This is a genomic window from Methylobacterium sp. D54C (assembly GCF_053345595.1).
Genome location: NZ_JBKFAK010000007.1, coordinates 144032 through 170296 on the forward strand (window position 1 = coordinate 144032; position 26265 = coordinate 170296).

The following is a 26265-nucleotide window of genomic DNA, read 5'->3' on the forward strand; positions in this document are numbered from 1 at the left end:
CTGACGCGTCTTAGAGCGACGCGCCGGAGGCGACGGTCCAGGTCCGATGAGCCGAGACACACGGCTGATGACAATGAGACACTGGATCACCTCCTTTCGTTGGTTGCGGGTGAGGCGAAGGTAGGTGGCCGCGCCCGGCTTGTGAAGCCCCGCGCCTGCGCCCGTTTGTCCTCCCCAGCCCGGCGCTTCCCCGTCCCGGCAGCCGGGCGTATGACGGGCGCCCCGAGGTCTGCCCGAACCGCCTTGAACGCGCCCTTCGCCAACCCGCCGCGCCCTGCCGACGAGGCCGCGCTCGATCCCGACGCGATGCGCCAGCCGCTCGGCAACGCGTGGTACTGCGTCGGGCAGTCCCGGAGCCTCGGCAGGGCGGGCGGCCGGTCGGCCCTGCGGGCCGTGGCGCTGAACGGCGAGCAGATCGTCCTGGGCCGCGCCCCCGACGGCGCGCCCTTCGCGCTGCGCGACCGCTGCCCCCACCGCGGCATGGCCCTGTCGAAGGGCCGCTTCGACGGCGACACCCTGATGTGCCCGTTCCACGGCTGGCGCTTCGGCACCGACGGGCGCTGCCGCGACGTCCCGACCCTGTCGGAGCACGACGCCGCCGACTTCTCGCGCATCCAGGTGCAGCGCTTCCCCGTGCGGGAGAGCGCCGGCTTCCTCTGGGTCAACCCGCATCTCGGCCCGGCCGCGGGCGCGGTGCCGGAGGTGCCGGCGCTGGAGTTCGAGCCGGCCGGCTCCCTCGTGGTCGAGCTGGAGGTCGAGGCCTCCTTCGACTTGACGACGCTGAGCCTCGTCGATCCCGGGCACGTCGCCTTCGTCCACGATTCGTGGTGGTTCCGGCCGTCGAAGCAGCTCCGCGAGAAGGTGAAGACCTTCCAGCCGGTGCCGCACGGCTTCGTGATGACGAGCCACGCCACCACGACGAGTTCGCCGGTCTACCGCCTGCTCGGCGGCATCCCCGAGGTCGAGATCGAGTTCCGCCTGCCCGGCGTGCGCCTGGAGCGCATCCGCGCGGGGGCGAAGCGGGTGGCGAACTACACCTTCGCGACGCCGCTGACGCCGGACCGGACGCTGCTCACCAACGCCCTCTACTGGAGCATGCCGGCCCTGAACCTGCTCAAGCCGGTCGCGCGCCCGCTGATGCGGCAGTTCCTGACCCAGGACCAGCAGGTGCTCCAGCACGCGCAGGACGGGCTCGACCGCAAGCCCACCATGGTGCTGTTCGGCCAGGGCGACCTGCCCTCGCAGTGGTATTTCCGGCTGAAGCGCGAGGCCCTGGAATCGGCCCGCGACGGGCGCCCGTTCGTCAACCCGCTGGAGCGCCGCGAGCTGCGCTGGCGATCCTGAGCCACTTCTACCGCGCCGTCGCGTCGTCGCGGCAGGGCCGGATCGTCTCCGGCCTCGGGCGCGCCTCCGGCGCGGGCGCCGCGAAGATTGCCAGGTAGGCCCCGTCCGCGAGCGGCCGGAAGCCGGTCTCCCGGTAGCCCGCGGCGGCGAGCTCGCAGCGCAGGAGCGCCGGCGGCGTGCCGTGCCGCGACGGGATCGCGTCGGCGTCGACGATCCCGACCCGGGCGCCCGGGCGCATCGCGGCGGCGAGGTTGTGGAGCAGGCCGAAGGGCTGGGTGATCTCGTGGTACATGTGGACGAGGATCGCCGCGTCCACCGAGCCCGCGGGCAGGCGCGGGTCGTGCGGCTCGCCGCGCACGACCGTGACGTTCCCGAGCGCCTTCACCCGCTTCTCTAAGACCGCCAGGTAGGACGGCGTCACGTCCTCGGCGAGCACGCGGCCCCGCGGCCCGACCCGGGGGCTCAACCGCACCGCGTAGTAGCCGCTGCCGGCGCCGATATCCGCCACCGTCTCGCCGGGCGCGATGCCCATCCCCTCGGCCACCTGCTCGAACTCGCCGGCCCGGTCGCGCTCGGCCTCCGAGGACCAGCGCGGCGCGACGATCTCGGCCACGGGCCGGTCGGGCCTGGGGAAGGCGGCGGCGGGCGCGCCCGCGGGCGCCAGCGGCTCGGCGGCGCGGGCCGGGCCGGCGAGGGCGGCGGTGGCGAGAAGGGTGAGGGCGCGGATCATGGCCGACAACCCGCGGGGCGCGCCGGCGGTGCCGGGCCCGTTGACCGTGCCGCACCCCGCGCGCCATCAAGCGCCATGACGCGCGCGGACACGCCCTGGCGGGCCACGATCCTCACCCTCTACCCGGAGATGTTCCCGGGCCCGCTGGGCGTGTCCCTGTCGGGCGACGCCCTGGCGCGGGGCGACTGGACCCTGGAGGCCCGCAACATCCGCGCGCACGGCCTCGGCCGCCACCGCTCGGTGGACGACACGCCGGCCGGCGGCGGGGCCGGGATGGTCCTGCGCTGCGACGTGCTCGGCGCCGCCATCGACGCCGCGACCCTCGACGCCGCGACCGGGGCCGACGACCCGCGCCCGCGCCTGCTGATGTCGCCCCGCGGCCGGCCACTCACCCAGGCCCGGGTGCGCGACCTCGCGGCGGGTCCGGGCGCGCTGATCGTCTGCGGCCGCTTCGAGGGCGTCGACGAGCGCGTGATCGCCGGGCGCGGCCTGGAGGAGGTCTCGATCGGCGACTACGTGCTGTCCGGCGGCGAGATCGCCGCGCTGGTGGTTCTGGACGCCTGCGTGCGCCTCCTGCCCGGCGTGATGGGCAAGGTGGAATCCGGCGTCGAGGAGAGCTTCGAGGGCGGGCTCCTCGAGTACCCGCACTACACGCGCCCCCGCGATTGGGAGGGCCGCGCGATCCCGGACGTCCTCTCCGGCGGCAACCACGCCGCCATCGCCCGCTGGCGGCGGGCGGAGGCCGAGCGGATCACCGCCGAGCGGCGCCCGGACCTGCGCCCCGGGGACGGCCCCGGTCAGGCCGGCTCGAGGTCGATCACCGGGCCGTCGCGGTCGTAATCCGGCGGGTCGAGCCGCAGCGGCTGCGGCACCAGCCGCGGTGTCCGGCTCGCCTGCAGGAGGCGGGGAATTAAGGCCCCAATAACCAAGAGTAGAACGGACCAGACCGCCAATATCGCGGCGCTGTGGAAATTCATCGGCGCACCTCAAACGCTACGCGGCACCTCATTAAGGCTAACGGGCCGGGATTAATCGACTGTTCCCCGCCGCCCGAGGCCCTGTCCCGACCGGGGGCAGCGCCGCGAAGACTGCCGCCGGGACAGGCGCTTGCAAGCCGGCCGGTTTCGGCGCATGCGCGAGCCGGGACGCGCCTCCCCCGGGAGCGCGGCCCTCTGCAAGGATGGATCCGCCATGACCAGCCACCCCACGCAGCGCCCGCGCGTGCCCCACTTCTCCTCCGGCCCCTGCGCCAAGCGCCCCGGCTGGACCCCGGCCGCGCTGGCCGACGCCGCCCTCGGCCGGTCGCACCGCTCCCCCCTCGGCAAGGCCAAGCTCGGCCGGGCGATCGACCTGACCCGCACGGTCCTGCAGGTGCCGTCCGACTACCGGATCGGCATCGTGCCGGCCTCCGACACCGGCGCCGTCGAGATGGCGATGTGGACGATGCTCGGGCCGAAGCCCGTCGAGGTCGCCGCCTGGGAGGCGTTCGGCAAGGAGTGGGTCACGGACGCGCTGAAGCAGCTCAAGATCGCGCCGCGCATTCACCAGACGCCCTACGGGATCCTGCCGGACCTCGCGGCGATCGACACGAAGAACAGCGACGTGGTCTTCACCTGGAACGGCACCGCGGCCGGCGTGAAGGTGCCGGACGGCGACTGGATCGCGGCCGACCGCGAGGGCCTGACGATCTGCGACGCGACCTCGGCGGCCTTCGCCCAACCCCTGCCCTGGGACAGGCTCGATGTCGTGACCTTCTCCTGGCAGAAGGTGATGGGCGGCGAGGCAGCGCACGGCATGCTGATCCTCTCGCCCCGCGCCGTGGCGCGGCTGGAGAGCCACACGCCGTCCTGGCCCCTGCCGAAGATCTTCCGCCTCACCAAGGACGGGAAGCTGATCGAGGGCATCTTCAAGGGCGACACGATCAACACGCCCTCGATGCTGGCCGTGGAGGACTACCTCGACACCCTGGACTGGGCCGAGCGGATCGGCGGCCTGAAGGCGCTGCACGCGCGGGCCGACGCCAACGCGAAGGTCGTTTACGACTGGGTCGCGCGCACGCCCTGGATCGCGCCGCTGGCCGCCGATCCCGCGACCTACTCGAACACGGGCGTCTGCCTCGTGATCGCCGATCCGGACGTGCTCGCCCGCGGCGACGCGGCGGTCTCGGCCTTCGCGGCGGGGATCGTCGAGCGCCTCGACCGCGAGGGCGTCGCCCTCGACATCGGCGCCTACCGCGACGCCCCGGCGGGCCTGCGGATCTGGTGCGGTGCCACCGTGGAGACCTCGGATCTGGAAGCGCTGACGCCCTGGCTCGACTGGGCCTTCGCGGAGGAGAAGGCGGCGCTGACGCGGGCGGCGTAGATGCTTCGGGGTCGATGCCCGATCGCCGCCCCACATCGTCCTTGCGAGCGGAGCGGAGCAATCCAGGGCAGCGCACCACGTCCAGCCGCAGCGTTGCCCTGGGCCGCTTCGCTGCGCTCGCGATGACGGCCTGACGCGACAGAAAACCCCGGTCCTCGCGGAGCCGGGGTTTTCTCGTTCGGGAGACGCGGCCCCGCGGGGCCGCGCCGTCCGTCTCAGTAGTTGTAGGCGCGCTCGCCGTGATCGGCGATGTCGAGACCCTCGCGCTCCTCCTCCTGCGTGACGCGCAGGCCGATCGTCACGTCGACGAGCTTGTAGAGGATCGCCGAGCCGATGCCCGACCACAGCAGGGTCAGGCCGACCGCCTCCGCCTGGACGATGAGCTGGCTCATCATGTCGTAGGCACCGACGGCGAGCTCGCCCGGCTTCGAGGTGTAGTCGGGGATGCCGACGCCGCCGAGGTTCGGGTCGACCAGGATGCCGGTCGCCAGCGCGCCCAGGATGCCGCCGACGCAGTGGACGCCGAAGACGTCCAGCGAGTCGTCGTAGCCGAGCGCGTTCTTGACGGTGGAGCACATCACGAAGCAGACCACGCCGGCGACGAGGCCGAGCACGATCGAGCCCATCGGGCCGGCGAAGCCGGAGGCCGGGGTGACCGCGACGAGGCCGGCGACCGCGCCCGACAGCATGCCGAGCAGGGACGGCTTGCCCTTGAGGGCCCACTCGGCGAACAGCCACGCCACCGCGGCGCCGCAGGTCGCCACGAAGGTGTTGAGCATGGCGAGGGCGGCGGTGCCGTTGGACTCGAGGTTCGAGCCGGCATTGAAGCCGAACCAGCCGACCCACAGCAGCGAGGCGCCGATCATCGTCATGGTCAGGGAGTGCGGGGCGAGCAGGTCGCGGCCGTAGCCGATGCGCTTGCCCATGATCAGGCAGCCGACGAAGCCGGCGATGCCCGCGTTGATGTGCACGACCGTGCCGCCGGCGAAGTCGAGGGCGCCCTTCTGGAAGAGGAAGCCGGCATCCTTGTTGACCGCGTCGAGGGCCGCCTGGGCGGTCGCCTTCGAGGCGTCGTCGGTGGCGGCGGCCAGCGCCTTCGCGGCGTTGCCGACGGCGTCCGGGCCGGCCCAGTACCAGACCATGTGGGCCATCGGGAAGTAGATGATCGTGACCCAGAGGATCGTGAACACCACCAGTGCGGAGAACTTCATCCGCTCGGCGAAGGCGCCGACGATCAGCGCGGGCGTGATCATGGCGAACGTCATCTGGAAGCACAGATAGGCGTATTCCGGGATCACGACGCCGTTCGAGAAGGTCGCGACCGTCGAGTTCGCGTCGACGCCCTTCAGGAAGGCCTTCGAGAGGCCGCCGACGAAGTCGTTGAGGCCGCCGCCGCTGGTGAAGGCGAGGCTGTAGCCGTAGAACACCCAGAGCAGGCCGACGATCGACACGATCGCGAACACCTGGGTCAGCACCGACAGCATGTTCTTGGTGCGCACGAGGCCGCCGTAGAACAGCGCGAGGCCCGGGATGCTCATCATCAGCACCAGGGCCGACGAGATCAGCATCCAGGCCGTGTCGCCCTTGTTGGGGATCGGCGAGGGCGGCGGCGAGGCGGCTTCCGGTGTCGGGGTCTGCGCGAGGGACGGCTCGATCAGGAGGGCGGCGATCGCCGCCCCTCCCAAGCCGAGCATGAGGGCATGACGAAGTTTCATGGGCACGTGGCTCCCGGTCTCAAGTCCGTAGTGTTTCAGGAGGTCTGGGGATCGGCGGGCCCGGGCGCACCGGGCCGCGGATCAGAGGGCGTCGGCGTCGGTCTCGCCGGTCCGGATGCGCACCGCCTTCTCCAGCGGCATCACGAAGATCTTGCCGTCGCCGATCTGGCCGGTCCGCGCGGCCCCCGCGATGGCGTCGATCACGCTGGACGTCAGGTCCGAGGCGACGGCGACCTCGATCTTCAGCTTCGGCAGGAAGCTGACGGCGTACTCCGCGCCGCGGTAGATCTCGGTGTGGCCCTTCTGGCGGCCATAACCCTTCACCTCCGTCACCGTCAGGCCGTGCACGCCGATTCCGGTGAGCGCGTCGCGCACCTCCTCGAGCTTGAACGGCTTGATGATGGCCATCACGATTTTCATGGGCGACGCCCCCTTCGAAGTCCTCGGGAACCGTTGCCGTCACCCGACCTGCGGGACGAGCCGACCCGGACCGTCCGCAGGCTCGGGATGACCCGCGGTCGAAGGCCGCTATTCAAGGACTATGCCAGACAAGCTTGGCCGGGAACATTTTCGCCGGTCGCCATTTTGCCCATCGATTAGCCCGACGCGGCCAGATCGCGGGCAGGTCCGGTCGCGCCGCCGCACAAAGACGAGGCAATCTGCCCAATTCCGTGCATCTCGCCCCGTTGCGTGCCGGCAACACACGCGCGGCAACGCGTTTTAATCCCGCGACGGGCGGATCAGACCCTCCTGGGCCACCGACGCCACGAGGTTGCCGGCCCGGTCGAAGATCTGGCCCCGGGCGAAGCCGCGGGCGCCGCCCGCGACGGGGCTGTCCTGGGCGTAGAGCAGCCAGTCGTCGATCTTCACGGGCCGGTGGAACCAGAGCGCGTGGTCGAGGCTCGCGGCCTGGATCGTCGGGTCGAACACCGAGCGCGCGTGCGGGATCAGCGAGACGTCGAGGAGGGTCATGTCGGACGCGTAGGCCAGCACGGCCCGGTGGAGTGCCGGATCGTCCGGCAGCGCCGAGGCCGCGCGCAGCCAGACATTGAAGATCGGGTCCGGCGCCCGGCCGCCCGCGCCGGCGGGCAGGTAGCGGTTCAGGTCGACCGGCCGCAGCGCGATCGGCCGCTCGCGGCCGAAATAGGCGGCGATCGCCTCCGGCATCCCGGTGCCGCCGGCCGCCGCCAGGGCCTTGCCGTCGAGGAGCCCCTCGGGCCCGGCCACCGCCGGCATCGCCGGCTGGTGCGTGAGCCCCTCCTCGACGACCTGGTAGGAGATCGTCGTGGCGAAGATCGCGCGCCCGTGCTGGATCGCCTTGACCCGGCGGGTCGTGAAGCTCCGCCCGTCCCGGATCCGCTCGACCTCGTAGACGATGGGCGTGCGCGGGTCGCCGGGCAGCATGAAGTAGGCGTGGAGGGAGTGGGCGGGACGGTCGTCGGGCACCGTCCGGGTCGCGGCGACCAGGGCCTGCGCCACCACCTGCCCGCCGAAGACGCGCCGCCAGCCTGTCTTAGGGTTCTGGCCGCGGAACAGGTCGACCTCCAGGCGCTCCAGGTCGAGGATGGCGATCAGCTCGGCGACGGCGTCCGTCATCGCGTCGGTGTTGGCGTCGGTCATGACCCGCGGGGTTTCCGTTCGTTGCCCGCGTGCGACATAGGCTTTTCGGACGAACCAATCCACGCGTCCCGCGCGGGACCCCTAGGAGATCCGCCCCGATGACGGCCGAGACGCCTCGCCCCGGCAGCCGCAGCCTCCTGATCGCCGGCGGCGGCCTGCCCAGCCTCGCCCTGGCCCTCGCCCTGAAGCAGGCCCACGGTCCGGCGCTGGCCGTGACGGTGATCGATCCGGGCGCCGCCGACCCCGCCCGGCATCGCGGCCGCGCCTACGCCCTCGCGGCGGGCGGGCGGCGGATGCTGGAGCGCCTCGGCCTGTGGGCCCGGGTCGCCGAAGCGGCCGAGCCGATCGGCGAGATGGTGATCAGCGACAGCCGCCTCGCCGACCCGGTGCGGCCGGTCTTCCTGACCTTCGGCAGCGAGGCGGACGCGGAGCGCGACGACGGCGAGCCCTTCGCCCACATGATCGAGGCCGAGCCGCTCGCCGCGGCCCTCGCGGAGGCCTGCCGGGCGGCGGGGGTCGCGATCGTCGCCGCCGGGGTCGTGCGCGCGGTGCCGGAGGGGGCCGCGATCCGCGCGGCGCTCACCACCGGCGAGACCCTGCGGGGCGACCTGCTGGTGGCCGCCGACGGCGCGCGCTCGCGGCTGCGCGAGGCGGCGCGGATCGGCTGGGTCGGCTGGTCCTACCCGCAGGTCGGGATCGTGGCGACGATCGGCCACGCCCGGCCGCACGAAGGCCGCGCCTTCGAGCACTTCCTGCCCGCGGGCCCGTTCGCGATCCTGCCGCTGCGGGACGGCGGCCCCCTAGGGCACCGCTCCTCCATCGTCTGGACCGAGCGGTCGGACGACGCCGAGGCCCTGCTCTCCGGCGGCCCCGACGAGGTGCTCGCCGAGATCGAGCGCCGGTTCACCCTGGATCTCGGCGCGCTCGCGCTGGAGCACGGCCCCAGCCGTCACCCCCTCGCCTTCGGCATCGCCCGCGCCTTCCGCGCCGAGCGCCTCGCCCTGCTGGGCGACGCGGCGCACGTGATCCACCCGATCGCCGGCCAGGGCCTCAACCTCGGGCTCGCGGACGCCGCGGCGCTGGCCGAATCCGTGACCGGCGCGCTGCGCCTCGGCCTCGACCCCGGCAGCCCCGACGTGCTGCGCGCCTACGAGCGCGCCCGGCGCTTCGACAGCTTCGCCATGGCGGCGGCGACCGACGGGCTGAACCGGCTGTTCTCGAACGACGCCCTGCCGCTGCGGCTCGCCCGCGACCTCGGCCTCGGGATCGTGGACAGGCTGCCGGGGCTCAAGCGCTTCTTCATCGGCGAGGCCGCGGCCGCGCGCGACTCGCGGCCCCGGCTGATGCGGGGCGAGGCGCTCTGAGGCGCTCTGAGGCGCCCGCGGGCCGCGCGCGTCAGGCCCGCCCGGGCGCGGGTCCGCCCTCGCGCGCTCCGGGGCGGAGCGCGTCCGCGGCCCGCCGCCGCCCGAGCGCCCGCGCGGCGCAGATCGCCAGGACGGCGATGACCAGCCCGGCGATCACGTCGACGAAGTAGTGGCCGCCGTCGATCGGCGTGGCGGCGATGAGGAGGACGTTGACGAGGAAGGCCGGGATCCGGGCCGCGCGCAGGTGCCAGAAGGCCCAGATGTAGAGGGCCCCCAGCGCCGCGTGGAAGCTCGGGAACGTGATGATGCCCTCGACGTGGTCGAGGGAGATCGTCCGGAGCGTGCCGTCGCGCAGGCCGGTCAGGTCCGCAACGTGGACGTAGGACGCGGCCGGGTGCAGGTTGGGGAAGTCCGCCGGGGACAGGCCCAGGAAGACGAAGTTGGCCAGGGCCGGCGTCAGCGCGGAGATCAGGACCGTCACCGTGCCGGCGAGGGCGAAGGCCAGGACGAAGTCCCGCAGGGCCCGCAGCCGACCGCTGAAGCCCAGCAGGATGACCGCCAGCATGGTCTGCAGGATCAGGCTCCGGTAGGCCAGCGAGAGCGCCAGCCCGAGCCGCGGATGGCCGTCCACAAAGGCCAGGTAGGCGCGCCAGTCCAGTCCGAGCCGCCGGTCCCAGGCGTCGAAGGTCGAATCCCAGAGTGGGCCGCCGGTGCTCGCGACCGTGTACGACAGCGCGGCCGCGCAGGCGCTGAAGGCGATGACCTGCGCCAGCGCGCTCAGCGTCGCGGCGATGCGCGGCTCGGGGCGGCGCGTGCGGTAGACCCGCGCAAGGGCCTCGAGTCCGCCGCAGGCCGCGAGGGTGACGAGGGCGCTGTCCCAGGCGAAGTGCAGCCCGGCGACCGCCAACCAGACGATCGTGGCGACCAGCGTGGCGGCGATGAGGGGCCACGCGCCGACGCCGCCGCGCGGGCGCTCAGCGAACATCGGGGCCCCTGGCGTGTGGCGCTGTCATCGAAGGTCTTGCGGCCGGAATGCTGGCGGATCGTCCCGCACAAGTCTTAAGGATCCGCCCCGGACAAGCCCGGCCGCGCGCGACGCTGGCGGCCGGCGAGCCCGTCGACCGCGCTGTCGACAACACTGTCGGCGGCCGCGCGGACGGCCCGGATCGGCCCGCGCAGCCCGCGGGCCGCGATCAGGTGCAGGGGCAGGCCGATTGCGGCGAGCAGCACCAGGCCGTCCCACCGGTCCCAGGCGGGCCAGTGCGGCGCCAGGAGGAGGAAGACGCCGCTGACGATGTAGAGCTCGAAGCTCGCCCGCCCCAGCAGGCCGGCCGCGGCGCGCGGCGGCCCGCGCAGCCGGCCGGCGACCGCCAGCGCGAACGCCGAGCCTGCCGCCGCCGTCACGACGAACAGCGCCGGGTCGCCGTAATGCCCGGTCGCGACGTGGACGAAGTTCCGCGGCGCGCAGAGCAGGAGCACCGCGAGGCCGCAGGCGCCGAGCAGCGCCGACACGTCGAACGCCCGTGGCCCGAGCCGCAGGCCCGCGACGTAGAACGGCAGGGCGCCCACGAGCGCGTGGACCTGCCAGTACGGGAACGCCCGCGCGCTGCAGGTCCACGACAGGGCGAGGGCGCCGCCCAGAACGATCCAGTAGCCGCCCGGGAAGGTCGCCGCGCGCGCCGCGGCGTCGATCACCCGCACCAGCCCCAGGGCGACCAGGAACCAGAGCACGCCCAGGCCGAAGTCGCGGCCGTAGAGCGCGGCGCGCAGCGCGTCACCGGGCGACAGGGTGCCGGCGAGGGCCTGGGGGACCAGCGCGAGGGTGCCGAACGCCAGCGCCACCGCCACGAGCCGCAGCGCGGAGCGGCAGGCTTCGCCGAGACTCGCCTCGCCCTTGATCCGGTCGACCATCCCGCAGAGCAGGAAGAAGAACGGCATGTGGAAGGCGTATATGACCCGCCAGACCGCGAGGGCCGGCCCCGGCTCGGGCCCCGACGGGCCGTAGAAGACGGGCTGCAGCAGGTGGCCGGAGAGGACCAGCAGCACGGCGAGACCGCGCGCGGCGTCGAGCTGCAGGTTGCGGGGTGGGGGCATCGGGTCGGTTCGCGGCGTCGGAGCGCCGATGATGCCGCGCCGAGCCTTAGCAAGCCGTGTCACCGGATCGCGGGATTCAACCTAGATTACGCCTCGTCGGCTCGCCGCGGCGGACGCCGCCGGCGCCCGCGCCTCAGCCGGCGACGAGCGCCCGCGCCCGGCGCAGCCACCGCAGGGACGCCTCGACCAGGGTCGGGCTGCGGTGCTTGAGGATCGCCGATTTCAGCAGCGTCCTCGGCACCTCCCAGAGCTGGACGGACCCGACCGGGAAATGCGCCACGTCGCCCGGCGTCAGGTGGTGGCGGCTGCCGTCGGCGTCGGTGACGAAGACCTCGCCGTCGAGGATGGTGATGATCTCGTCAGCGTGGTGGGTCCAGCGGAACGTGCTGGCCGTGGTGCGCCACAGGTAGACCTGCGCGCTGCCGTCATGGGTCTGCGAGACCTCCGCGACCTCGGTGACGGGGTCGCCGGAGACGACCCAGTCCGCCGGGATCGGCGCCGGGGCGAAGGCGGCGCCGCCGGACCGGACCGCCGTGCTGGCGACGGGACGACCCCGCTCGTGCAGCCGGATCTCCGCCGCGAGGCCGACCAGGGCGAGGCCGACGAGGAGGGCGGCGGCGGTGAGCGGCTTCTTCACGTTGGGCTCCCCACCCCGGCGCGGACAGTTCCGTCCGCGCATCCGCCACGATGGGTAGAGGCTCGGACTGCCCCGTTCCAGGCCGCCGCGCCGAACTTCGCGCGTTTAGCTTAACCCGGGCGCGCCGGCCGATCAGGCGGCGTCCGCCCGGCGCTCCGCGATCCAGCGCGTCGCGTCGGCCCGCGGGGCGACCACGTCGGTGTCGATGCGCAGCTGCGGGCTGTAGGCCGGATCCTCCGCGATCACGTCGCCCCAGCGGCGCAGGAAGCGGGCGATCTGCGAGCCCGGCGCGAAGCTGGTCTGCCGCGAGGCGCTCTCGTGGTGCGCCATCTCGGCGAAGGGCGTGTAGACGATGCGGTAGCCGAGCTGCCGCATTTTCAGGCACAGGTCGACGTCGTTGAAGTCGAGGGCGAAGCCCTCGTCGAAGCCGTTGACCGCCTCGAGCACCGCCTTGCGGGTGGCGAAGAGCGCCCCGGTCACCGCCGAGCAGTCGCGCTGCGTCAGCGCCCAGTCGCCGTAGGTCGGCTCCGCCGCGTCCCGGTTGTACCAGGGGTGGGCGAACACGTCGAAGATGCCGCCGGTCATGCCGGCATGCTGGATCTTGCCCGTGGGGAACAGCAGCCGGCCGCCGGCGCCGCCGACGCCGCGGTCCAGCGCGAAGGTCAGGAGCGCCTCGATCCAGCCGGGCCGGCGCACGACGAGGTCGTCGTTCATCAGGATGACGAGGTCGGTCTCGGCCGCGCGCCAGAGCGTGTTCATCTTGGCCGCGTAGTTGAACCGCTCGCCCGGAGCCCGGGTCGTCAGCAGGCGGGTCACGGTGAAGCGGTCGGAGCGGCCGCGGTAGATCGCGTCGTCGGCCACGTCGTCGCCGATCAGCACGCGGATCCGGTCGGCCGGGTAGGTGCTGCGGCCGAGACTGTCGAGCAGGTTGATCACGTGGGGCTTGGCGCCCTCGACGGCGCGGCCCTGATCGTCCTTCGGGCGGCTCTGGTTGGTCGGCACGACCAGGGTCACGGCCGGCCGCGCGTCGAAGCTCCGGCGGATCTCCAGCGTGTCCGGGGTCAGCCCCGGGGCGGTGCGCAGCGGCATGCCGGAGGCCTCGAACCAGCGATCGAGGGCGTGGGCGCGCGCCGTGCGCGTCGCCTTCGGGCGCTCCAGCGGCGAGGCGATCAGGGTCTGGGGGATCCGGTCGATGCCGATCCCCGCGGAGATCGCGCCGAGCAGGAAGCGGAACCACGCGGCGCTGCCGTGGCGCAGGCCGAAATCGGGGCTCAGGCCGGCCAGGGCCGAGACGCGGATCAGCAGCGGGAAGCCGATATAGTCGTCGGCCATCAGGAGGGCCGGGTTGAAGGCCGGCTTGCAGTGGACACTGCGGACCTGACCGGCGCCGTCCACCACGGCGTCGTCGCCGTAGAAGATGCCGATATCGGGCCGCTCCGCCAGCGCGCGCGTCAGGTGCGCCGCGAGGTCGGGGCGCAGCTCGGAGGCCGCGGGCGCGACGAAGATCGCCCGGCAGGCGGGGAACTGGCCGGCCGCGACCTGGGCGAGCCGGCGCTCGTCGAGGGGACGGAGCTGCGGGTCGAGGGGCAGCGGCAGGATCGCGTCCGGCCACGGGAGCGTGCCCCACGAGGCCGACGGGGCCGGGACCGGCTTCTTCTTCAACACGGGTCGCGTCTCCGGGGATTCAGGACCGTTCGGCGGCCAGGAGGCGGGTCAGGCTCGCCTCCATGGCCCGCGCCACCGCGCCGATGGATAGCCGCTCGCGGATGCGGGCCCGGGCGGCGGCGCCGATCCGGGCCGCGTCGCCGCCGGTCACCGCCCGGGCCGCGTCGTTGAGGGCCCGGGTGAGGTCCGCCTCGTCCACCTGGCCCCACTCGGCGCCGCGCAGGTACGGGCCGTAGGTCTGGTCGAGGGCCGTGACCTCGGCCTTCACGGGGAAGCCGCAGGTGGCGTCGAGGAAGTCGCGGCAGCCGCCGTAATCGGTGGCGACCACGACCTTGCCCATCTCCATCGCCTCGGCGATCGTCAGGCCGAAGCCCTCCGAGGAGTGCGACGACGCGTAGACCGCGCAGAGATCGAACAGCGCGCCGAGCTCGTTCTGAGAGAGCGGCTGGTCGATCACCACGACGTCGCCGGACGTGCCCACGAGGTCGAGGAGCTTCTTGCCCTCCTCGGGCAGGTCGAACACGTGCTTGGTCTTGAGCACGAGCTGCCAGCCGGCCTGCCCGAGACCCGCCGCCCGGAAGGCCCGGATCAGCGCGTGCGGATTCTTGCGGGCGAGGTAGCTGGAGCCGTCAAAGGCGTAGAGGATCACCCGCCTGGACGGGTCGATCGCGAAGGCCTTGCGCAGGTTCGCCTTGGCGGCGGCGCTCACCAGCTCGCCGGCTTCGTTCTCGACCACGTAGGGCACGACGTCGACCGGGATGTCGGTGATCTGCCGGAAGATCGCCGCGCAGAACTCCGTGGGCGCCCAGATCGCGTCGAGGCCGTCGACGGTCGGCAGCCAGCCCCCGGGCACGTGCGAGGTCTCCCAGACGAACAGCCCGATCTTCAGCCGCGCCTCGGCGGCGATCGCCCGCTGCCGGTCGCTCATCAGCGAGTGCCAGCTGTCGCCGTTGAAATGGACCAGCGCGACGTCGGCGGGGCCCGAGACGGTCCGGGCCTGCCACGCCGGCGCCACCCGGGCGTGGACGTGGAACGGCCGCTCCATCGGGTGGACGTTCAGCGCGAAGGGGGTCCGATGCAGAGCGCGGGCGTAGCTGCGGGCCGCGACGCCGAGGCCGTTGGCGTAGTTCATCGGCGAGACGTAGGCGACGCGCTGCGGCCGCTCCGGCGCCCGGGGCCGGCGCAGGTCAGCCCAGATCCTGGCCCCCGGATACGTGTAGGTCACGTCGAGCCGGTCGAGGTCGAAGCCGCGCTCGGCGATCGCCTCCCGCACCGCCGCCCCGCCGATCGCGGCGTGCTCGCCCAGCAGCGAGCGCTTCACGAACGGGAAGCCCTGGCTGAGCATGTTCTCCCAGTCGAACAGGGTGCGATTGTTGCGCGGGTCGTTGACCAGCGACATGTGCTTGTTCTGGGCCGAGAACAGGCTGCGCATGCCGAGCCCGGCCGCCCGCATCCGCTGCGAGAAGGTCAGCTCGTACTCGGTGATGACCGCGTTCTTGTCCGGCCAGTTCGCCACCGACAGGAGGAAGTGGTTGAACGCGTACGAGGACAGGCAGCGCCGCTTCAGGGCCAGGAAGAAGCTCTGGAGGTGGTGGCTGTAGTAGAAATTGTCGGCCAGCCCGATCACCGCCTCCGGGAAGGCGTCGATCTTCGCGAGCAGGCCGGCGAAGTCGTCGCGGTCGAGGGGCCCGACGAGGCTGTCATTGGCGAGGTAGAGCGTCTCGGAATCGAGGAGGTCGGTGTCCTCCAGGAGGACATGCGCCCAGGCGGCGAAGTCGAAGCCGCTGTTCTCGCGCAGGTAGACCGAGGCGCAGAGATCCAGGATCGCCTGCGGCACGGCGTTCTTGTGCTGGTCGGCGGCGATGATCAGGACGAGGTCGGTCCCGTTCTCCGCGAAGGCCTTGAGGTAGGGCTCGACGTGGCCGCGGATCCGCCCCTCGGGGCAGTGGGTGATGAACAGGGCCGTGCGGCCGTGCCGCCGGGGCTCGCGCTTCAGGCAGGAGAGGCGCGCGTCGGAGGCTTCCGGCACCGCGGCCCCGGGGACGCGGCGGGTCAGGCGGCCCGCCTCCAGGCCGGTGGTGACGTAGTCGATCAGCGGGTTGAGGCCCAGCGCTGCGACCTTCGGGTAGCGGGCGCGGTACCAGGGCGCGTCGAAGCGCGGCGACGGGCTCGTCGTGCGCCCGCCGTCGGCGAGGAAATGCGCCAGCGGGTTCTGCCCGGCCGCGTCGTCTTCAAGGTAGGTCTCGGTGTACCAGCGCGTGGCGAACCAGGGCCCCGGGTCGAGGCCCTCGGCGGCGCCGTGCTCTAGGTAATGGACCAGCGGGTTGAGGCTGTCGGCCCGCACCGCGGCGGACTGGGCCGCGTACCAGTCGGGATCGAACAGCGGGTGGGGCGCGTAGCGGCGGTAGCCGCCGGCCATCACGTAGTGCTCCAGGGGCTCGAGCCCGCTGGTCTCGGCCTCGGGGCAGCGCTCGCGGTAGAACGCGGCGTCGAAGAGCCCCGACCGCCGGATCAGGTCGACGTGCCGCGACAGGCCGGCGAACTCCTCCGGGTTGCGCAGGTAGCCCTGCTTCCGGCCGGTCTCGAAGAAGTGGCTGAGGGCGTTGCCGCCGGCCGCGCGGGCATCCGGGTAGCGGGACAGGTACCAGGCGGTGTCGAACTGAGGCGACGGGTCGGTGTCGCCCCGCGACAGGAAGTCGGAGAACGCCCGGGCGCGGTGCTCCGCGCCGCCGAGGTAGCGCGTCGCGTACCAGTCCGGGTCGAACAGCGGGTTGGGGCGGATGCCTGCCGCGGCGCCGCGGTCGAGGTAGTGGAGCAGCGGGTTGGTGCCCTCGGCCCGGAGGCCCGGGACGGAGTCGAGGTAGAGGTCGCCGTGGAAGAGCGGGTGCGGCCAGCGCCCCTCGCGCCCGCCGTGGACCGCGTAGTGCACCGCCGGATCGATCCCCTCGCCGACCACGTCGGGGTAGCGCCTCGCGTACCAGGCCGGGTCGAACAGGCCGGATTCCTTGACCGCGCGGACGAGGTCCGCCTGGCGGGGTTCGGTGCGGCGGCGGCCCTTGAGGCGCCGGGTCAGCGGGCGCGCGAGGGACTGCGCCGCGCCTGCGAGGCCGGCCTTCTCCGACGATCCGACGACGAACACATCTCGAAGGCGCATGGTCAGGTCCGGATACGCGGGAAGCCCGCAAAGCTGCCCACGCCGCGATCCGCGAGAGACATCAGAGGGTTCGGCCGGTCCGGCGGTCGCGGGTGAGGATCGCCCCGGCTTGGGCGCCTTCCTAAAGGTCCGGGTCGCCCACGCCAAGAGCGGGGCGGGATCGGCGTCCGACCCATCGCGGGCGGCTCCGGTCTCGGCGAGGGCGCCGGACGCCGCCAACGCGGCCGCGAACGGGCGTGCGGCGATCCCGACCTTGCCAGCCCGGCACCTGAAGCCCCACACTTGCGGGATTGGCCGGCGGGTCCCGCGGGGCCCGGGCAGGAGATGGATATCGGCATGACGCAGGGGATCAGCCCGGCCACCACCCTGGACGACGGCATCGTGGCGACGGCGGAGAGCTGCCTCGCCGACGTCGGCGCGGCGCGGGAGGCGATCCACGGGGTGATCTTCGGCCAGGAGAAAGTGGTCGATCTCGCACTCGTGACCATCCTGGCCGGCGGCCACGGCCTGCTGGTCGGCCTGCCGGGCCTCGCCAAGACCAAGCTGGTCGAGACGCTGGGCACGGTGCTGGGCCTCGACGCGCGGCGCGTGCAGTTCACGCCCGACCTGATGCCCTCCGACATCCTCGGCACCGAGATCCTGGAGGAGGACGCCGAGCGCCGCCGGGCCTTCCGGTTCGTGCAGGGGCCGGTCTTCACCCAGCTCCTGATGGCCGACGAGATCAACCGGGCGAGCCCGCGCACGCAGTCGGCGCTGCTGCAGGCCATGCAGGAGGGCCACGTCTCGGTGGCGGGCGCCCGCCACGACCTGCCCCGGCCGTTCCACGTGCTGGCGACCCAGAATCCGATCGAGCAGGAGGGCACCTATCCCCTGCCCGAGGCGCAGCTCGACCGCTTCCTCCTGGAGATCGACGTCGGCTACCCCGACCGCGCCGCCGAGCGGCGGATCCTGATCGAGACCACCGGCGTGGACGAGGCGCGCCCGCGGGCCGTGATGTCCACCGAGCAGCTGCTCACCGCCCAGCGCCTCGTGCGCCGGCTGCCGGTGGGCGAGGCCGTGGTCGAGGCGATCCTCGACCTCGTGCGCGCCGCCCGGCCGGACAGCGGCGACGCCATCGTGAAGGACAAGCTCCTCTGGGGGCCCGGCCCCCGCGCCAGCCAGGCGCTGACGCTCGCCGCCCGCGCCCGGGCGCTGATCGAGGGCCGGGTCGCGCCGTCGGTGGCCGACGTGAAGGCGCTCGCCGAGCCGGTGCTCAAGCACCGGATGGCGCTGAGCTACACCGCCCGCGCCGACGGCGAGACCATCGAGGGCCTGATCGCCAAGCTCGCGGAGAAGCTCTGACTTTGGTCGCGACGAACGCCCTCGACGCCGGCAGGCGCACCCCCGGCCGGCGCGAGAGCGAGGGCGCGACCGCCCTCTCCGACAAGATGCCCCGCCTCGTCCTGGAGGCGCGCCGCGTGTCGAGCCTGCTGGCCCACGGCCTCCACGGCCGCCGCCGCGCCGGGCCGGGCGAGAGCTTCTGGCAGTTCCGCCCCTTCGTCACCGGCGAGGCCGCGGCCCGCGTCGACTGGCGCCGCTCGGCCCGGGACGACCGGCTCTACGTCCGAGAGCGCGAATGGGAGGCGGCCCACAATATCTGGCTGTGGATCGACCGCTCGGCCTCGATGGGCTTCGTGTCGGACCTCGCCTCGGCCCCGAAGATCGAGCGCGCGCTGATCCTGGGCCTCGCCCTGGCCGACGTTTTCGTGGAGGGCGGCGAGCGGGTGGGCCTGCTCGGCCTGACCCGCGCGAGCGCCTCCCGCGGGATCGTCGAGCGCCTGGCCCAGGCGCTCGTGGCCGACACGGCCGGCCTCACCCAGGACCTGCCGCCCCGGGCCAGCCCCGCCCGCTTCGACGAGGTGGTGCTGATCGGCGACTTCCTGACCGAGCCCGACCGGATCGCGGCCTCCGTGCAGAGCCTCGCCGGCCGCGGCAGCCGCGGCCACCTCCTCATGGTGGCGGACCCGATCGAGGAGACCTTCCCGTTCACCGGCCAGGCCGTCCTGCACGATCTCGAGGGCGGCCTCAGTCTCGATATCGGCGACGCCGACGCCTGGGGCGCGCGCTACCGGGCCCGGATCGCCGAGCACCGGGCCGCGCTGGCGTCCATCGCCCGCGGACAGGGTTGGACGCTGACGATCCACCGCACCGACCGGCCGGCGAGCGAGGCGGCCCTGCGGCTCGCCACGCTGATCGCCGCCCGCGGCACCGAGTGAGGCCGCCATGCTGGGTCTGACCTTCGCGGCGCCGCTGGCGCTCGCCGCCCTGATCGGCCTGCCGGCCCTGTGGTTCCTGCTGCGGGTGACCCCGCCGCGCCCGCGGCGGATCAACTTCCCGCCGCTGAAGCTCGTCGCCGACCTGATCCCGCAGCGGCAGACCCCGGCGCGCACGCCGCCCTGGTTGCTGATCCTCCGGCTCCTGATCGCCGCCGCCCTGATCCTCGCGGTCGCCGGCCCGGTCTGGAACGCCGGGGGCGTCGGAGCCGGGGGCGGCCGCAGCGCGCTCCTTGTGCTCCTCGACAACGGCTTTCCCGCCGCCCACGACTGGCGCGACCGCCTGCGCGTCGCCACCGACGCGGTGGAGGGCGCCGCCCGGGACGGACGGCCCGTCGCGGTGATCGGCCTCGCCGACGCCCCCGCGGCCTTCGAGGCGAAGACGCCGGCCGCCGCCCTGGAGCGCCTGCGCGCCCTCGCGCCGCGCCCAATCCTCCCCGCCCGCGACGCGCATCTCGCGACGATCGAGACCTTCCTCGACAAGAACCGGGGCGCCGGCCTCGTCTGGATCAGCGACGGCGTCGCCGGCGCGGGCGACACGCGCTTCGCCAAGGGGCTCGCCGACCTCGCGGGCGACAGGGGCGCGGCCCTGACGGTGCTGCGGGCCGACAGGCCGCCGGCCCTCGCCCTGACCGCCACCGAGAACGCCGGCAAGCTCGTGACCCACGTCCTGCGGGCGGCGCCGAACGGGCGCGACGCGGGCGTGATCCGGGCGCTCGACCAGAAGGGCCTGCCGCTCGCCGAGCGCGACTTCGCCTTCGGGGCCGACGCCACCGAGGCGGACGCGACCTTCGAGATGCCGGTGGAGCTGCGCAACAGCATCAGCCGGCTGGAGATCGCGGGCGAGCGCTCGGCCGGCGCCGTGGTGCTGCAGGACGAGCGCGGCAAGCGCCGCCGGGTCGGGCTCGTGTTCGGCGGCACCCTCGACCAGGCGCAGCCGCTCCTGGCGCCGACCTACTACCTGTCGCGGGCGCTCCAGCCCTTCGCGGACGTGCAGGAGCCCCGGGGCGCCAAGGGCACGGCGGACTCGATCAACCAGCTCCTCGACAATCAGGTCTCGGTCCTCGTGCTGGCCGATGTCGGCGCGCTCGACGAGAAGACCACCGCGCGGATCGAGAGCTTCGTGAAGGACGGCGGGATGCTGCTGCGCTTCGCCGGCCCGCGGCTCGCCGCCGGCAACGATCCGCTCGTGCCCGTGCGGCTGCGGCGGGGCGGCCGGACGCTCGGCGGCACGCTCTCCTGGGACAGCCCCAAGACCCTGGCCCCGTTCCCGCCCGAGAGCCCCTTCACGGGCCTGACGCCGCCGGCCGATATCGGCGTGCGCCGCCAGATCCTGGCCGAGCCGGACGGCGACCTGCCGAACCGGACCTGGGCGTCGCTCCAGGACGGCACGCCGATCGTCACCGCGCAGAAGCGCGGCCAGGGCACGATCGTGCTGTTCCACGTGACCGCCGACACGACGTGGTCGAACCTGCCGCTCTCCGGCCTGTTCATCGACATGCTCCGGCGCGTCGTGGCGCTGGCCGGCGCCGCGGCGCCGGTCCAGGGGGACGCGACGCGGGCCGCCGCCCCGGTGCTCGCGCCGCGGGTGACCCTCGATGGCTTCGGCGCGCTGGGATCGCCGCCGGCCTCGGCCACCGCGGTGTCGGCCGACTACGCCGACCGGGCGAACCTCGAACATCCGCCGGGCTTCTACGGCCCGCCGGACGGAGGCATCAGCGTGAACGCCCTGAAACCGGATGACCGGCTGAAGCCCCTCGACACCGCCGCGCTCGAGGGCGCCCGGTTCGGGTCCCTCGCCGGCGCCGAGACCCTGGACCTGCGGCCGAGCCTGTTCACCCTGGCGCTGCTGCTGCTGGCGCTCGACACCCTGGCGGGGCTGTGGCTCGGCGGCTTCCTGCGCCGCGGCGGTCTGGCGGCCCGCCTGCGCGGCCGGCCGGCCGTGCTGGCCCTCGCCGGCCTCGTCCTGCTCGCCGCCCTGCCGGCGCGCCCGGTCCGCGCGGAGGAGCCGCCGGCCAACCGGCCGAACGGCATCGAGTCGGCGCTGGTCACGCGCCTCGCCTACGTGATCACGGGCGACGCCGCCGTCGACGAGGCGAGCCGCACCGGCCTCACCGGCCTGACCCAGATGCTGGCCGCGCGCACCGCGCTGGAGCCGGGCGAGCCGGCCGGGATCGATCCGGCGAAGGACGAACTGGCCTTCTACCCGCTGATCTACTGGCCGATCGCCCCGAACCGGCCACAGCCCTCGGACGTCGCGATCCGCAAGATCGACGCGTTCATGCGCAACGGTGGCACGGTCCTGTTCGACACCCGCGACGCGCTCACCGCGCGGCCGGGCGGGCCGCCCACCCCGGAAGGAGCCTATCTCCGGAAGATGCTGGCGACGCTCGAGGTGCCGGAACTGGAGCCGGTGCCCCTCGACCACGTGCTGACCAAGGCCTTCTACCTCGTGGACAGCTTCCCCGGCCGCTACGCCACGGGCCAGACCTGGGTGGAGGCGCTGCCGCCCGCCGCCGAGGGCGCCGAGCGCCGCCCGGCCCGCGCCGGCGACGGCGTGAGCCCGATCATCATCACCGGCAACGACCTCGCCGCCGCCTGGGCGGTGGGGCGCCGGGGCGAGCCGCTCTACCCGGTCGTGGGCGGCGACCAGCGCCAGCGCGAGATGGCGTTCCGGGGCGGCGTGAACATCGTGATGTACACGCTCACCGGGAACTACAAGGCGGACCAGGTCCACGTGCCCGCGCTGCTGGAGCGGCTGGGGCAGTGATGGGTTCGGACACACGGCGCGCGGCCGCCTTCCCTCCCTCCTCTGCATGCCTGCAGATTCGAAGCGCGCGCGCGGCGCCGCGTCGGCAGGACGGGGCGCGGGTCCCCTCTCCCGTGCGGGAGAGGGACACGGTGAGGGGTCAGATCTCCCCGGACGCGGCGCTCCCTGCCGGCACATCGACGGCGTGCTCGAGCCTGAACCTTCCCGACCCTTACCCCAGCCCTCTCCCGCGCGGGAGAGGGAGCCCGTCGCGCCTGCCCGCGCCGCCGCGTGAGCGTGGCGGTGCCCGGAACGAAGCGCGGCGCAGCCTCACGGATTCGGAGCGCTCCGCCCCATGCTGAGCCTCAGCTTCACGCCCCTCCTGCCCTGGCCGGCCATCGCCGTCCTCGGCGCGATCGTCGCCGTCCTGGCGGTGTTCGCCGTCCTGGCCCGGGGCCGCACCGCGCTGCTGCGCGTCCTCGTCCTCGCCCTGGTTCTGGCGGCGCTCACCAACCCGGCGCTGGTGCGCGAGGACCGGGAGCCCGTGAAGGACGTGGCCGCCATCGTGGTCGACCGGTCCGGGTCCCAGCAGCTCGGCGATCGGCCGCAGATGACCGACGCGGTCCGCGCCGAGCTCCAGCGCCGGTTCGGCGCGCTCACCGACATCGAGCCGCGCTTCATCGACGTGCCGGATTCCAAGGACGGCGACGACGGCACCAAGCTGTTCACGGCCCTGAGCCAGGCGCTGGCCGACGTCCCGCCGGAGCGCCTCGCCGGGATCGTGATGCTCACCGACGGCGTGGTGCACGACATCCCGTCCTCGCTGGCCCAGCTCGGCATCAAGGCGCCGCTCCACGTCCTCGTCACCGGTCACCCGGACGAGCGCGACCGGCAGATCAAGCTCCTGGAGGCGCCGCGCTTCGGCATCGTCGGCAAGGACCTGACGATCCGCGCCGAGGTCATGGAGCGCGGCGGGACCGGCCACGCGGTCGTCACCGTGCGCCGCGACGGTGAGGAGATCGGCCGGCGGGACGTCGCCACCGACAAGCCGTTCTCCCTGAACCTGCGCATCGAGCACGGCGGCCCGAACGTGGTGGAGATCGAGGTCGAGCCGCTGCCGGGCGAGCTCACCACGGTCAACAACCGGGCAGTCCTGCCGATCGAGGGCATCCGCGAGAAGCTCCGGGTGCTGCTCGTCTCCGGCGAGCCGCACCAGGGCGAGCGCACCTGGCGCAACCTCCTGAAGTCGGACGCCAACGTCGACCTCGTCCACTTCACCATCCTGCGGCCGCCGGAGAAGCAGGACGGCACGCCGATCTCGGAACTCTCCCTGATCGCCTTCCCGACGCGCGAGCTGTTCGTCCAGAAGATCAAGGACTTCGACCTGATCATCTTCGACCGCTACGCCAATCAGAGCGTGCTGCCGCAGGCCTATTTCGACAACATCGTCCGCTACGTCCGCGAGGGCGGCGCCCTGCTGATCGCCGCCGGCCCCGAATTCGCCGGACCGGCCAGCCTCGCCCGCACGCGGCTCGCCGGCATCCTGCCCGGCGACCCCGACGGCCGGGTCGTCGAGAAGCCCTACAAGGCGACGCCGACGCAGGTCGGCCAGCGCCACCCGGTGACCCGCGCCCTGCCGGGCTCGGACGCGAACCCGCCCGCCTGGGGCGACTGGCTGCGCATCGTCGAGGCCCGCACCCGGCCGGGGATCCAGCCGATCCTGTCGGGGGCCGAGGGTCTGCCGCTGCTCGCGCTGTCGCGCGAGGACAAGGGCCGCGTCGCCCTGCTCCTGTCCGACCACGCCTGGCTCTGGGCGCGGGGCTACCAGGAGGGCGGCCCCTATCTCGACCTGCTGCGCCGCCTCGGCCACTGGCTGATGAAGGAGCCGGCCCTGGAGGAGGAGGCGCTGCGCGCCCAGACCACCGGGCGCGGCCGCGAGGTGCGGGTCGAGCGCCAGACGATGGCGGACCAGGCCGAGCCGGTCACCGTCACGGGCCCGACCGGCAAGGTGACGACGCTGACGCTCAAGTCCCAGGAGCCCGGCCTGTTCACCGCGACCTTCGACGCGGAGACCCTGGGCCTGCACACCCTGCGGTCGGGCAACCTCGTTGCCTTCGTCAGCGTCGGGCCGGCCAACCCGCGCGAGCTCGCCGACGTGTTTAGCGACACCGAGCGCCTGAAGGCCGCGGCCGACGGGTCGGGCGGCTCGGTCCGCCGGGTCGCCGAGTCGGGCGGCATCCAGGTGCCGCGCCTCGCGCTGGTGCGCGGCGGCCGCCTCGCCGGCAGCGACTGGATCGGCTTCCGGCCGAGCGACAGCGCCAACATCCGCGGCGTCGAGGTCTACCCGCTGGCGCTCGGCCTCGCGGCGCTCGCAGCGCTGGCGGCCGCCCTGCTCGCCATGTGGCTGGTCGAGGGTCGGCGGGGGCGGGCGGTTTGACGCGGACTTGCGGCTGGGCGCGCCTTCGGACCCGTGCGGCCCTGTGCGCTCCCGCATGGTCGACGGGCGGCGGTCCGCGTCCTATGACCCCTTACATGTCGAGAGAGTCCGCGTCCGGCGCGGGCTCGAACCAACGGAGACAGCCTGCCCGTGACAGCGCAGACCGTGACTGGACGCCTCCTCGCCGCGACACTCCTCGTCGCCTGCCTCCAGCTCGCCCCGGCCCGTGCGCAGGAACCGGCCGCGATGCCGTCGACGCCGCCTGCCGTGCCGGCCACCCTGCCGGCCGCCAACGGCCAGTGGACCCACGCGATCACGCTGATGGGCCAGCCGAAATACGGCCCGGACTTCAAGCATTTCGACTACGCCGACCCGGCAGCCCCCAAGGGCGGCATGGTCCGGTTCGGGGCCCAGGGCGGGTTCGACAATTTCAACATCGTCGTCGCCGGCCTGAAGGGCGACCTCGAGAACGGCATCCAGCAGATCTACGATCCGCTGATGACCGAGTCGTCGGACGAGCCGTTCACCTCCTACGGCCTGCTCGCCGAGGCGGTGCGGATCGCCCCCGATCTCGGCTCGGTCTCGTACCGGCTGCGCGAGAACGCCCGCTGGCACGACGGCAAGCCGATCACGCCCGAGGATGTGGTCTGGTCCTTCGACGTGCTGAAGGCCAACAGCCCGTTCTACGCCGCCTACTACCAGACCGTGGCCAAGGCCGAGGTGACCGGGCCGCGCGAGGTGACCTTCACCTTCACCGAGACCGGCAACCGCGAGCTGCCGCAGGTGATCGGGCAGCTCCGCGTCCTGCCCAAGCACTGGTGGACCGCCACGGATTCCAACGGCAAGGCGCGCAGCGTCACCGAGACGACCCTGGAGCCGCCGCTGGGCTCGGGCCCCTACCGCCTCGCGAAGTTCGAGCCGGGCCGCACCACCACCTACACCCGCGTGCCCGATTACTGGGGCAAGGACCTGCCGGTGAATGCCGGTCGCTATAACTTCGACACCGAGCGCTACGAGTATTTCCGCGACGGCACCGTGCTGGTCGAGGCGCTGAAGGGCGACCTCTACGATTTCCGCGTCGAGAACATCGCCCGCAATTGGGCGACCGCCTACGAGGATTTCCCGGCCGTGAAGGAGGGCCGGCTGATCAAGGAGGCGTTCCCCGAGCGCGGCATGGGCATCATGCAGGCCTTCGCCTTCAACACGCGCCGGGACAAGTTCAGGGACCCGCGCGTCCGCCGGGCGTTCAACCTCGCGATGAACTACGAGGAGATGAACAAGGCGCTGTTCTACGGCCTGTACAAGCGAATCAACTCCTACTTCTTCGGCTCGGAGCTGGCGTCATCGGGCCTGCCGGAGGGCGAGGAGAAGGCGATCCTCGAGAGCGTCAGGGACAAGGTCCCGGCCTCGGTCTTCACCACCCCCTACGCCAACCCGGTCAACGACGGCCCCGAGGCGGTGCGCAGGAACCTCCGCGAGGCCGTCGGCCTGCTGCGCGAGGCCGGCTACGAGCTGCGCGGCGGCAAGATGGTCAGCAAGGCGACCGGCGAGCCGCTGACCGTCGAGTTCGTGGAGTTCCAGAACACCTTCGAGCGGGTCATCCTGCCGTTCTCGGCGCAGCTGAAGCTGATCGGCATCGACGCCACCCTGCGGGTCATCGACCAGGCGCAGTATCAGAACCGCATCCGCAACTTCGACTTCGACGTCACTACGGCGTCGTGGGGCGAGTCGCTCTCGCCCGGCAACGAGCAGCGCGAGTACTGGGGCTCGGCCGCGGCCGACAAGCCCGGCTCGCGCAACCTGATCGGGATCAAGGATCCCGGCATCGACGCCCTGATCGAGACGGTGATCTTCGCCAAGGACCGGCACACCGTGATCGCGGCGACCCGGGCCCTGGACCGGGTGCTCCTCGCCCACGACTACGTCGTCCCGCAATGGTCCTCCGACCAGCAGCGGACACTGCGCTGGAACCGGTTCGGCCACCCGGCGATCCTGCCGCTCTACGCCAGCTCCGGCTTCCCGACGACGTGGTGGTACGACGAGACGCTCGCGGCCAAGACCGGGGCGCCCCGTTGACGGGGGC

18 protein-coding genes are annotated in these 26265 nt (G+C 73.1%); 9 read left to right on the forward strand and 9 right to left on the reverse strand.

Annotated elements, in window-relative coordinates; all coding sequences use genetic code 11:
• Positions 1-306 precede the first annotated feature (306 nt).
• Positions 307-1344, forward strand: a complete 1038-nt coding sequence (locus ACLBYB_RS16755; protein ID WP_447699497.1) for an aromatic ring-hydroxylating oxygenase subunit alpha — start codon at positions 307-309, stop codon at positions 1342-1344.
• A gap of 7 nt (positions 1345-1351) precedes the next feature.
• On the opposite strand, the gene ACLBYB_RS16760 is transcribed toward ACLBYB_RS16755, so the two are convergent.
• Positions 1352-2074 carry a class I SAM-dependent methyltransferase gene (locus ACLBYB_RS16760; RefSeq protein ID WP_447699444.1) on the reverse strand — a complete coding sequence of 241 codons (723 nt, stop codon included), beginning with the start codon at positions 2072-2074 and terminating at the stop codon, positions 1352-1354.
• A gap of 75 nt (positions 2075-2149) precedes the next feature.
• Between ACLBYB_RS16760 and trmD the strand changes: the two genes are divergently transcribed.
• Both trmD and ACLBYB_RS16770 read left to right on the forward strand, forming a co-directional pair.
• Positions 2150-2914, forward strand: coding sequence for a tRNA (guanosine(37)-N1)-methyltransferase TrmD (trmD, locus tag ACLBYB_RS16765; RefSeq protein WP_447699445.1), 765 nt, complete (start codon positions 2150-2152; stop codon positions 2912-2914).
• A gap of 351 nt (positions 2915-3265) precedes the next feature.
• Complete coding sequence (locus ACLBYB_RS16770; RefSeq protein ID WP_447699446.1) at positions 3266-4435, forward strand: phosphoserine transaminase; 1170 nt, start codon at positions 3266-3268, stop codon at positions 4433-4435.
• Between the two features lie 215 nt (positions 4436-4650).
• Here ACLBYB_RS16770 and ACLBYB_RS16775 read toward each other — a convergent pair whose 3' ends face one another.
• From ACLBYB_RS16775 to tesB, 3 genes are all read right to left on the reverse strand, one after another.
• A complete protein-coding gene (locus ACLBYB_RS16775) occupies positions 4651-6150 on the reverse strand; it encodes an ammonium transporter (protein ID WP_026604842.1) in 1500 nt (499 codons plus the stop codon).
• Between the two features lie 81 nt (positions 6151-6231).
• A complete protein-coding gene (locus tag ACLBYB_RS16780; RefSeq protein ID WP_010683623.1) occupies positions 6232-6570 on the reverse strand; it encodes a P-II family nitrogen regulator in 339 nt (112 codons plus the stop codon).
• 300 nt (positions 6571-6870) lie between these two features.
• Positions 6871-7770, reverse strand: a complete 900-nt coding sequence (tesB, locus tag ACLBYB_RS16785; RefSeq protein ID WP_447699447.1) for an acyl-CoA thioesterase II — start codon at positions 7768-7770, stop codon at positions 6871-6873.
• Between the two features lie 98 nt (positions 7771-7868).
• Between tesB and ACLBYB_RS16790 the strand changes: the two genes are divergently transcribed.
• Positions 7869-9134, forward strand: a complete 1266-nt coding sequence (locus ACLBYB_RS16790; protein ID WP_447699448.1) for an FAD-dependent monooxygenase — start codon at positions 7869-7871, stop codon at positions 9132-9134.
• Positions 9135-9165: 31 nt separating this feature from the next.
• On the opposite strand, the gene ACLBYB_RS16795 is transcribed toward ACLBYB_RS16790, so the two are convergent.
• From ACLBYB_RS16795 to ACLBYB_RS16815, 5 genes are all read right to left on the reverse strand, one after another.
• Positions 9166-10119 (reverse strand): phosphatase PAP2 family protein, encoded by a 954-nt coding sequence (locus tag ACLBYB_RS16795; RefSeq protein ID WP_447699449.1) that lies wholly within the window; start codon positions 10117-10119, stop codon positions 9166-9168.
• A gap of 74 nt (positions 10120-10193) precedes the next feature.
• Positions 10194-11228, reverse strand: coding sequence for an acyltransferase family protein (locus ACLBYB_RS16800; RefSeq protein WP_447699450.1), 1035 nt, complete (start codon positions 11226-11228; stop codon positions 10194-10196).
• A gap of 133 nt (positions 11229-11361) precedes the next feature.
• On the reverse strand, positions 11362-11865 hold the full coding sequence (locus tag ACLBYB_RS16805) for a cupin domain-containing protein (RefSeq protein ID WP_020092621.1): 504 nt from the start codon (positions 11863-11865) through the stop codon (positions 11362-11364).
• A 132-nt stretch (positions 11866-11997) separates the two neighbouring features.
• Positions 11998-13530, reverse strand: a complete 1533-nt coding sequence (locus ACLBYB_RS16810) for a glycosyltransferase family 2 protein (RefSeq protein ID WP_447699451.1) — start codon at positions 13528-13530, stop codon at positions 11998-12000.
• Positions 13531-13549: 19 nt separating this feature from the next.
• Positions 13550-16684 carry a rhamnan synthesis F family protein gene (locus ACLBYB_RS16815; RefSeq protein WP_447699452.1) on the reverse strand — a complete coding sequence of 1045 codons (3135 nt, stop codon included), beginning with the start codon at positions 16682-16684 and terminating at the stop codon, positions 13550-13552.
• A 336-nt stretch (positions 16685-17020) separates the two neighbouring features.
• Between ACLBYB_RS16815 and ACLBYB_RS16820 the strand changes: the two genes are divergently transcribed.
• From ACLBYB_RS16820 to ACLBYB_RS16840, 5 genes are all read left to right on the forward strand, one after another.
• Positions 17021-18025 (forward strand): AAA family ATPase, encoded by a 1005-nt coding sequence (locus tag ACLBYB_RS16820; protein ID WP_026604846.1) that lies wholly within the window; start codon positions 17021-17023, stop codon positions 18023-18025.
• Positions 18026-18027: 2 nt separating this feature from the next.
• Positions 18028-18939 (forward strand): DUF58 domain-containing protein, encoded by a 912-nt coding sequence (locus ACLBYB_RS16825; protein WP_447699453.1) that lies wholly within the window; start codon positions 18028-18030, stop codon positions 18937-18939.
• A gap of 7 nt (positions 18940-18946) precedes the next feature.
• A complete protein-coding gene (locus ACLBYB_RS16830) occupies positions 18947-21766 on the forward strand; it encodes a DUF4159 domain-containing protein (RefSeq protein ID WP_447699454.1) in 2820 nt (939 codons plus the stop codon).
• 334 nt (positions 21767-22100) lie between these two features.
• The gene (locus ACLBYB_RS16835) at positions 22101-24182 is read left to right on the forward strand and encodes a hypothetical protein (protein ID WP_447699455.1); all 2082 of its coding nucleotides are present in this window, start codon (positions 22101-22103) and stop codon (positions 24180-24182) included.
• A gap of 150 nt (positions 24183-24332) precedes the next feature.
• The gene (locus ACLBYB_RS16840; RefSeq protein ID WP_447699456.1) at positions 24333-26258 is read left to right on the forward strand and encodes an extracellular solute-binding protein; all 1926 of its coding nucleotides are present in this window, start codon (positions 24333-24335) and stop codon (positions 26256-26258) included.
• The last annotated feature ends 7 nt before the right edge of the window (positions 26259-26265 follow it).

What these genes read in the sequence shown, in the direction of transcription:
- ACLBYB_RS16755 (WP_447699497.1), top strand. Translation starts at nt 307, where the DNA reads ATGCGCCAGCCGCTCGGCAACGCGTGGTACTGCGTCGGGCAGTCCCGG.
- ACLBYB_RS16760 (WP_447699444.1), bottom strand. Translation starts at nt 2,074, where the DNA reads ATGATCCGCGCCCTCACCCTTCTCGCCACCGCCGCCCTCGCCGGCCCG.
- trmD (WP_447699445.1), top strand. Translation starts at nt 2,150, where the DNA reads ATGACGCGCGCGGACACGCCCTGGCGGGCCACGATCCTCACCCTCTAC.
- ACLBYB_RS16770 (WP_447699446.1), top strand. Translation starts at nt 3,266, where the DNA reads ATGACCAGCCACCCCACGCAGCGCCCGCGCGTGCCCCACTTCTCCTCC.
- ACLBYB_RS16775 (WP_026604842.1), bottom strand. Translation starts at nt 6,150, where the DNA reads ATGAAACTTCGTCATGCCCTCATGCTCGGCTTGGGAGGGGCGGCGATC.
- ACLBYB_RS16780 (WP_010683623.1), bottom strand. Translation starts at nt 6,570, where the DNA reads ATGAAAATCGTGATGGCCATCATCAAGCCGTTCAAGCTCGAGGAGGTG.
- tesB (WP_447699447.1), bottom strand. Translation starts at nt 7,770, where the DNA reads ATGACCGACGCCAACACCGACGCGATGACGGACGCCGTCGCCGAGCTG.
- ACLBYB_RS16790 (WP_447699448.1), top strand. Translation starts at nt 7,869, where the DNA reads ATGACGGCCGAGACGCCTCGCCCCGGCAGCCGCAGCCTCCTGATCGCC.
- ACLBYB_RS16795 (WP_447699449.1), bottom strand. Translation starts at nt 10,119, where the DNA reads ATGTTCGCTGAGCGCCCGCGCGGCGGCGTCGGCGCGTGGCCCCTCATC.
- ACLBYB_RS16800 (WP_447699450.1), bottom strand. Translation starts at nt 11,228, where the DNA reads ATGCCCCCACCCCGCAACCTGCAGCTCGACGCCGCGCGCGGTCTCGCC.
- ACLBYB_RS16815 (WP_447699452.1), bottom strand. Translation starts at nt 16,684, where the DNA reads ATGCGCCTTCGAGATGTGTTCGTCGTCGGATCGTCGGAGAAGGCCGGC.
- ACLBYB_RS16820 (WP_026604846.1), top strand. Translation starts at nt 17,021, where the DNA reads ATGACGCAGGGGATCAGCCCGGCCACCACCCTGGACGACGGCATCGTG.
- ACLBYB_RS16830 (WP_447699454.1), top strand. Translation starts at nt 18,947, where the DNA reads ATGCTGGGTCTGACCTTCGCGGCGCCGCTGGCGCTCGCCGCCCTGATC.
- ACLBYB_RS16835 (WP_447699455.1), top strand. Translation starts at nt 22,101, where the DNA reads ATGCTGAGCCTCAGCTTCACGCCCCTCCTGCCCTGGCCGGCCATCGCC.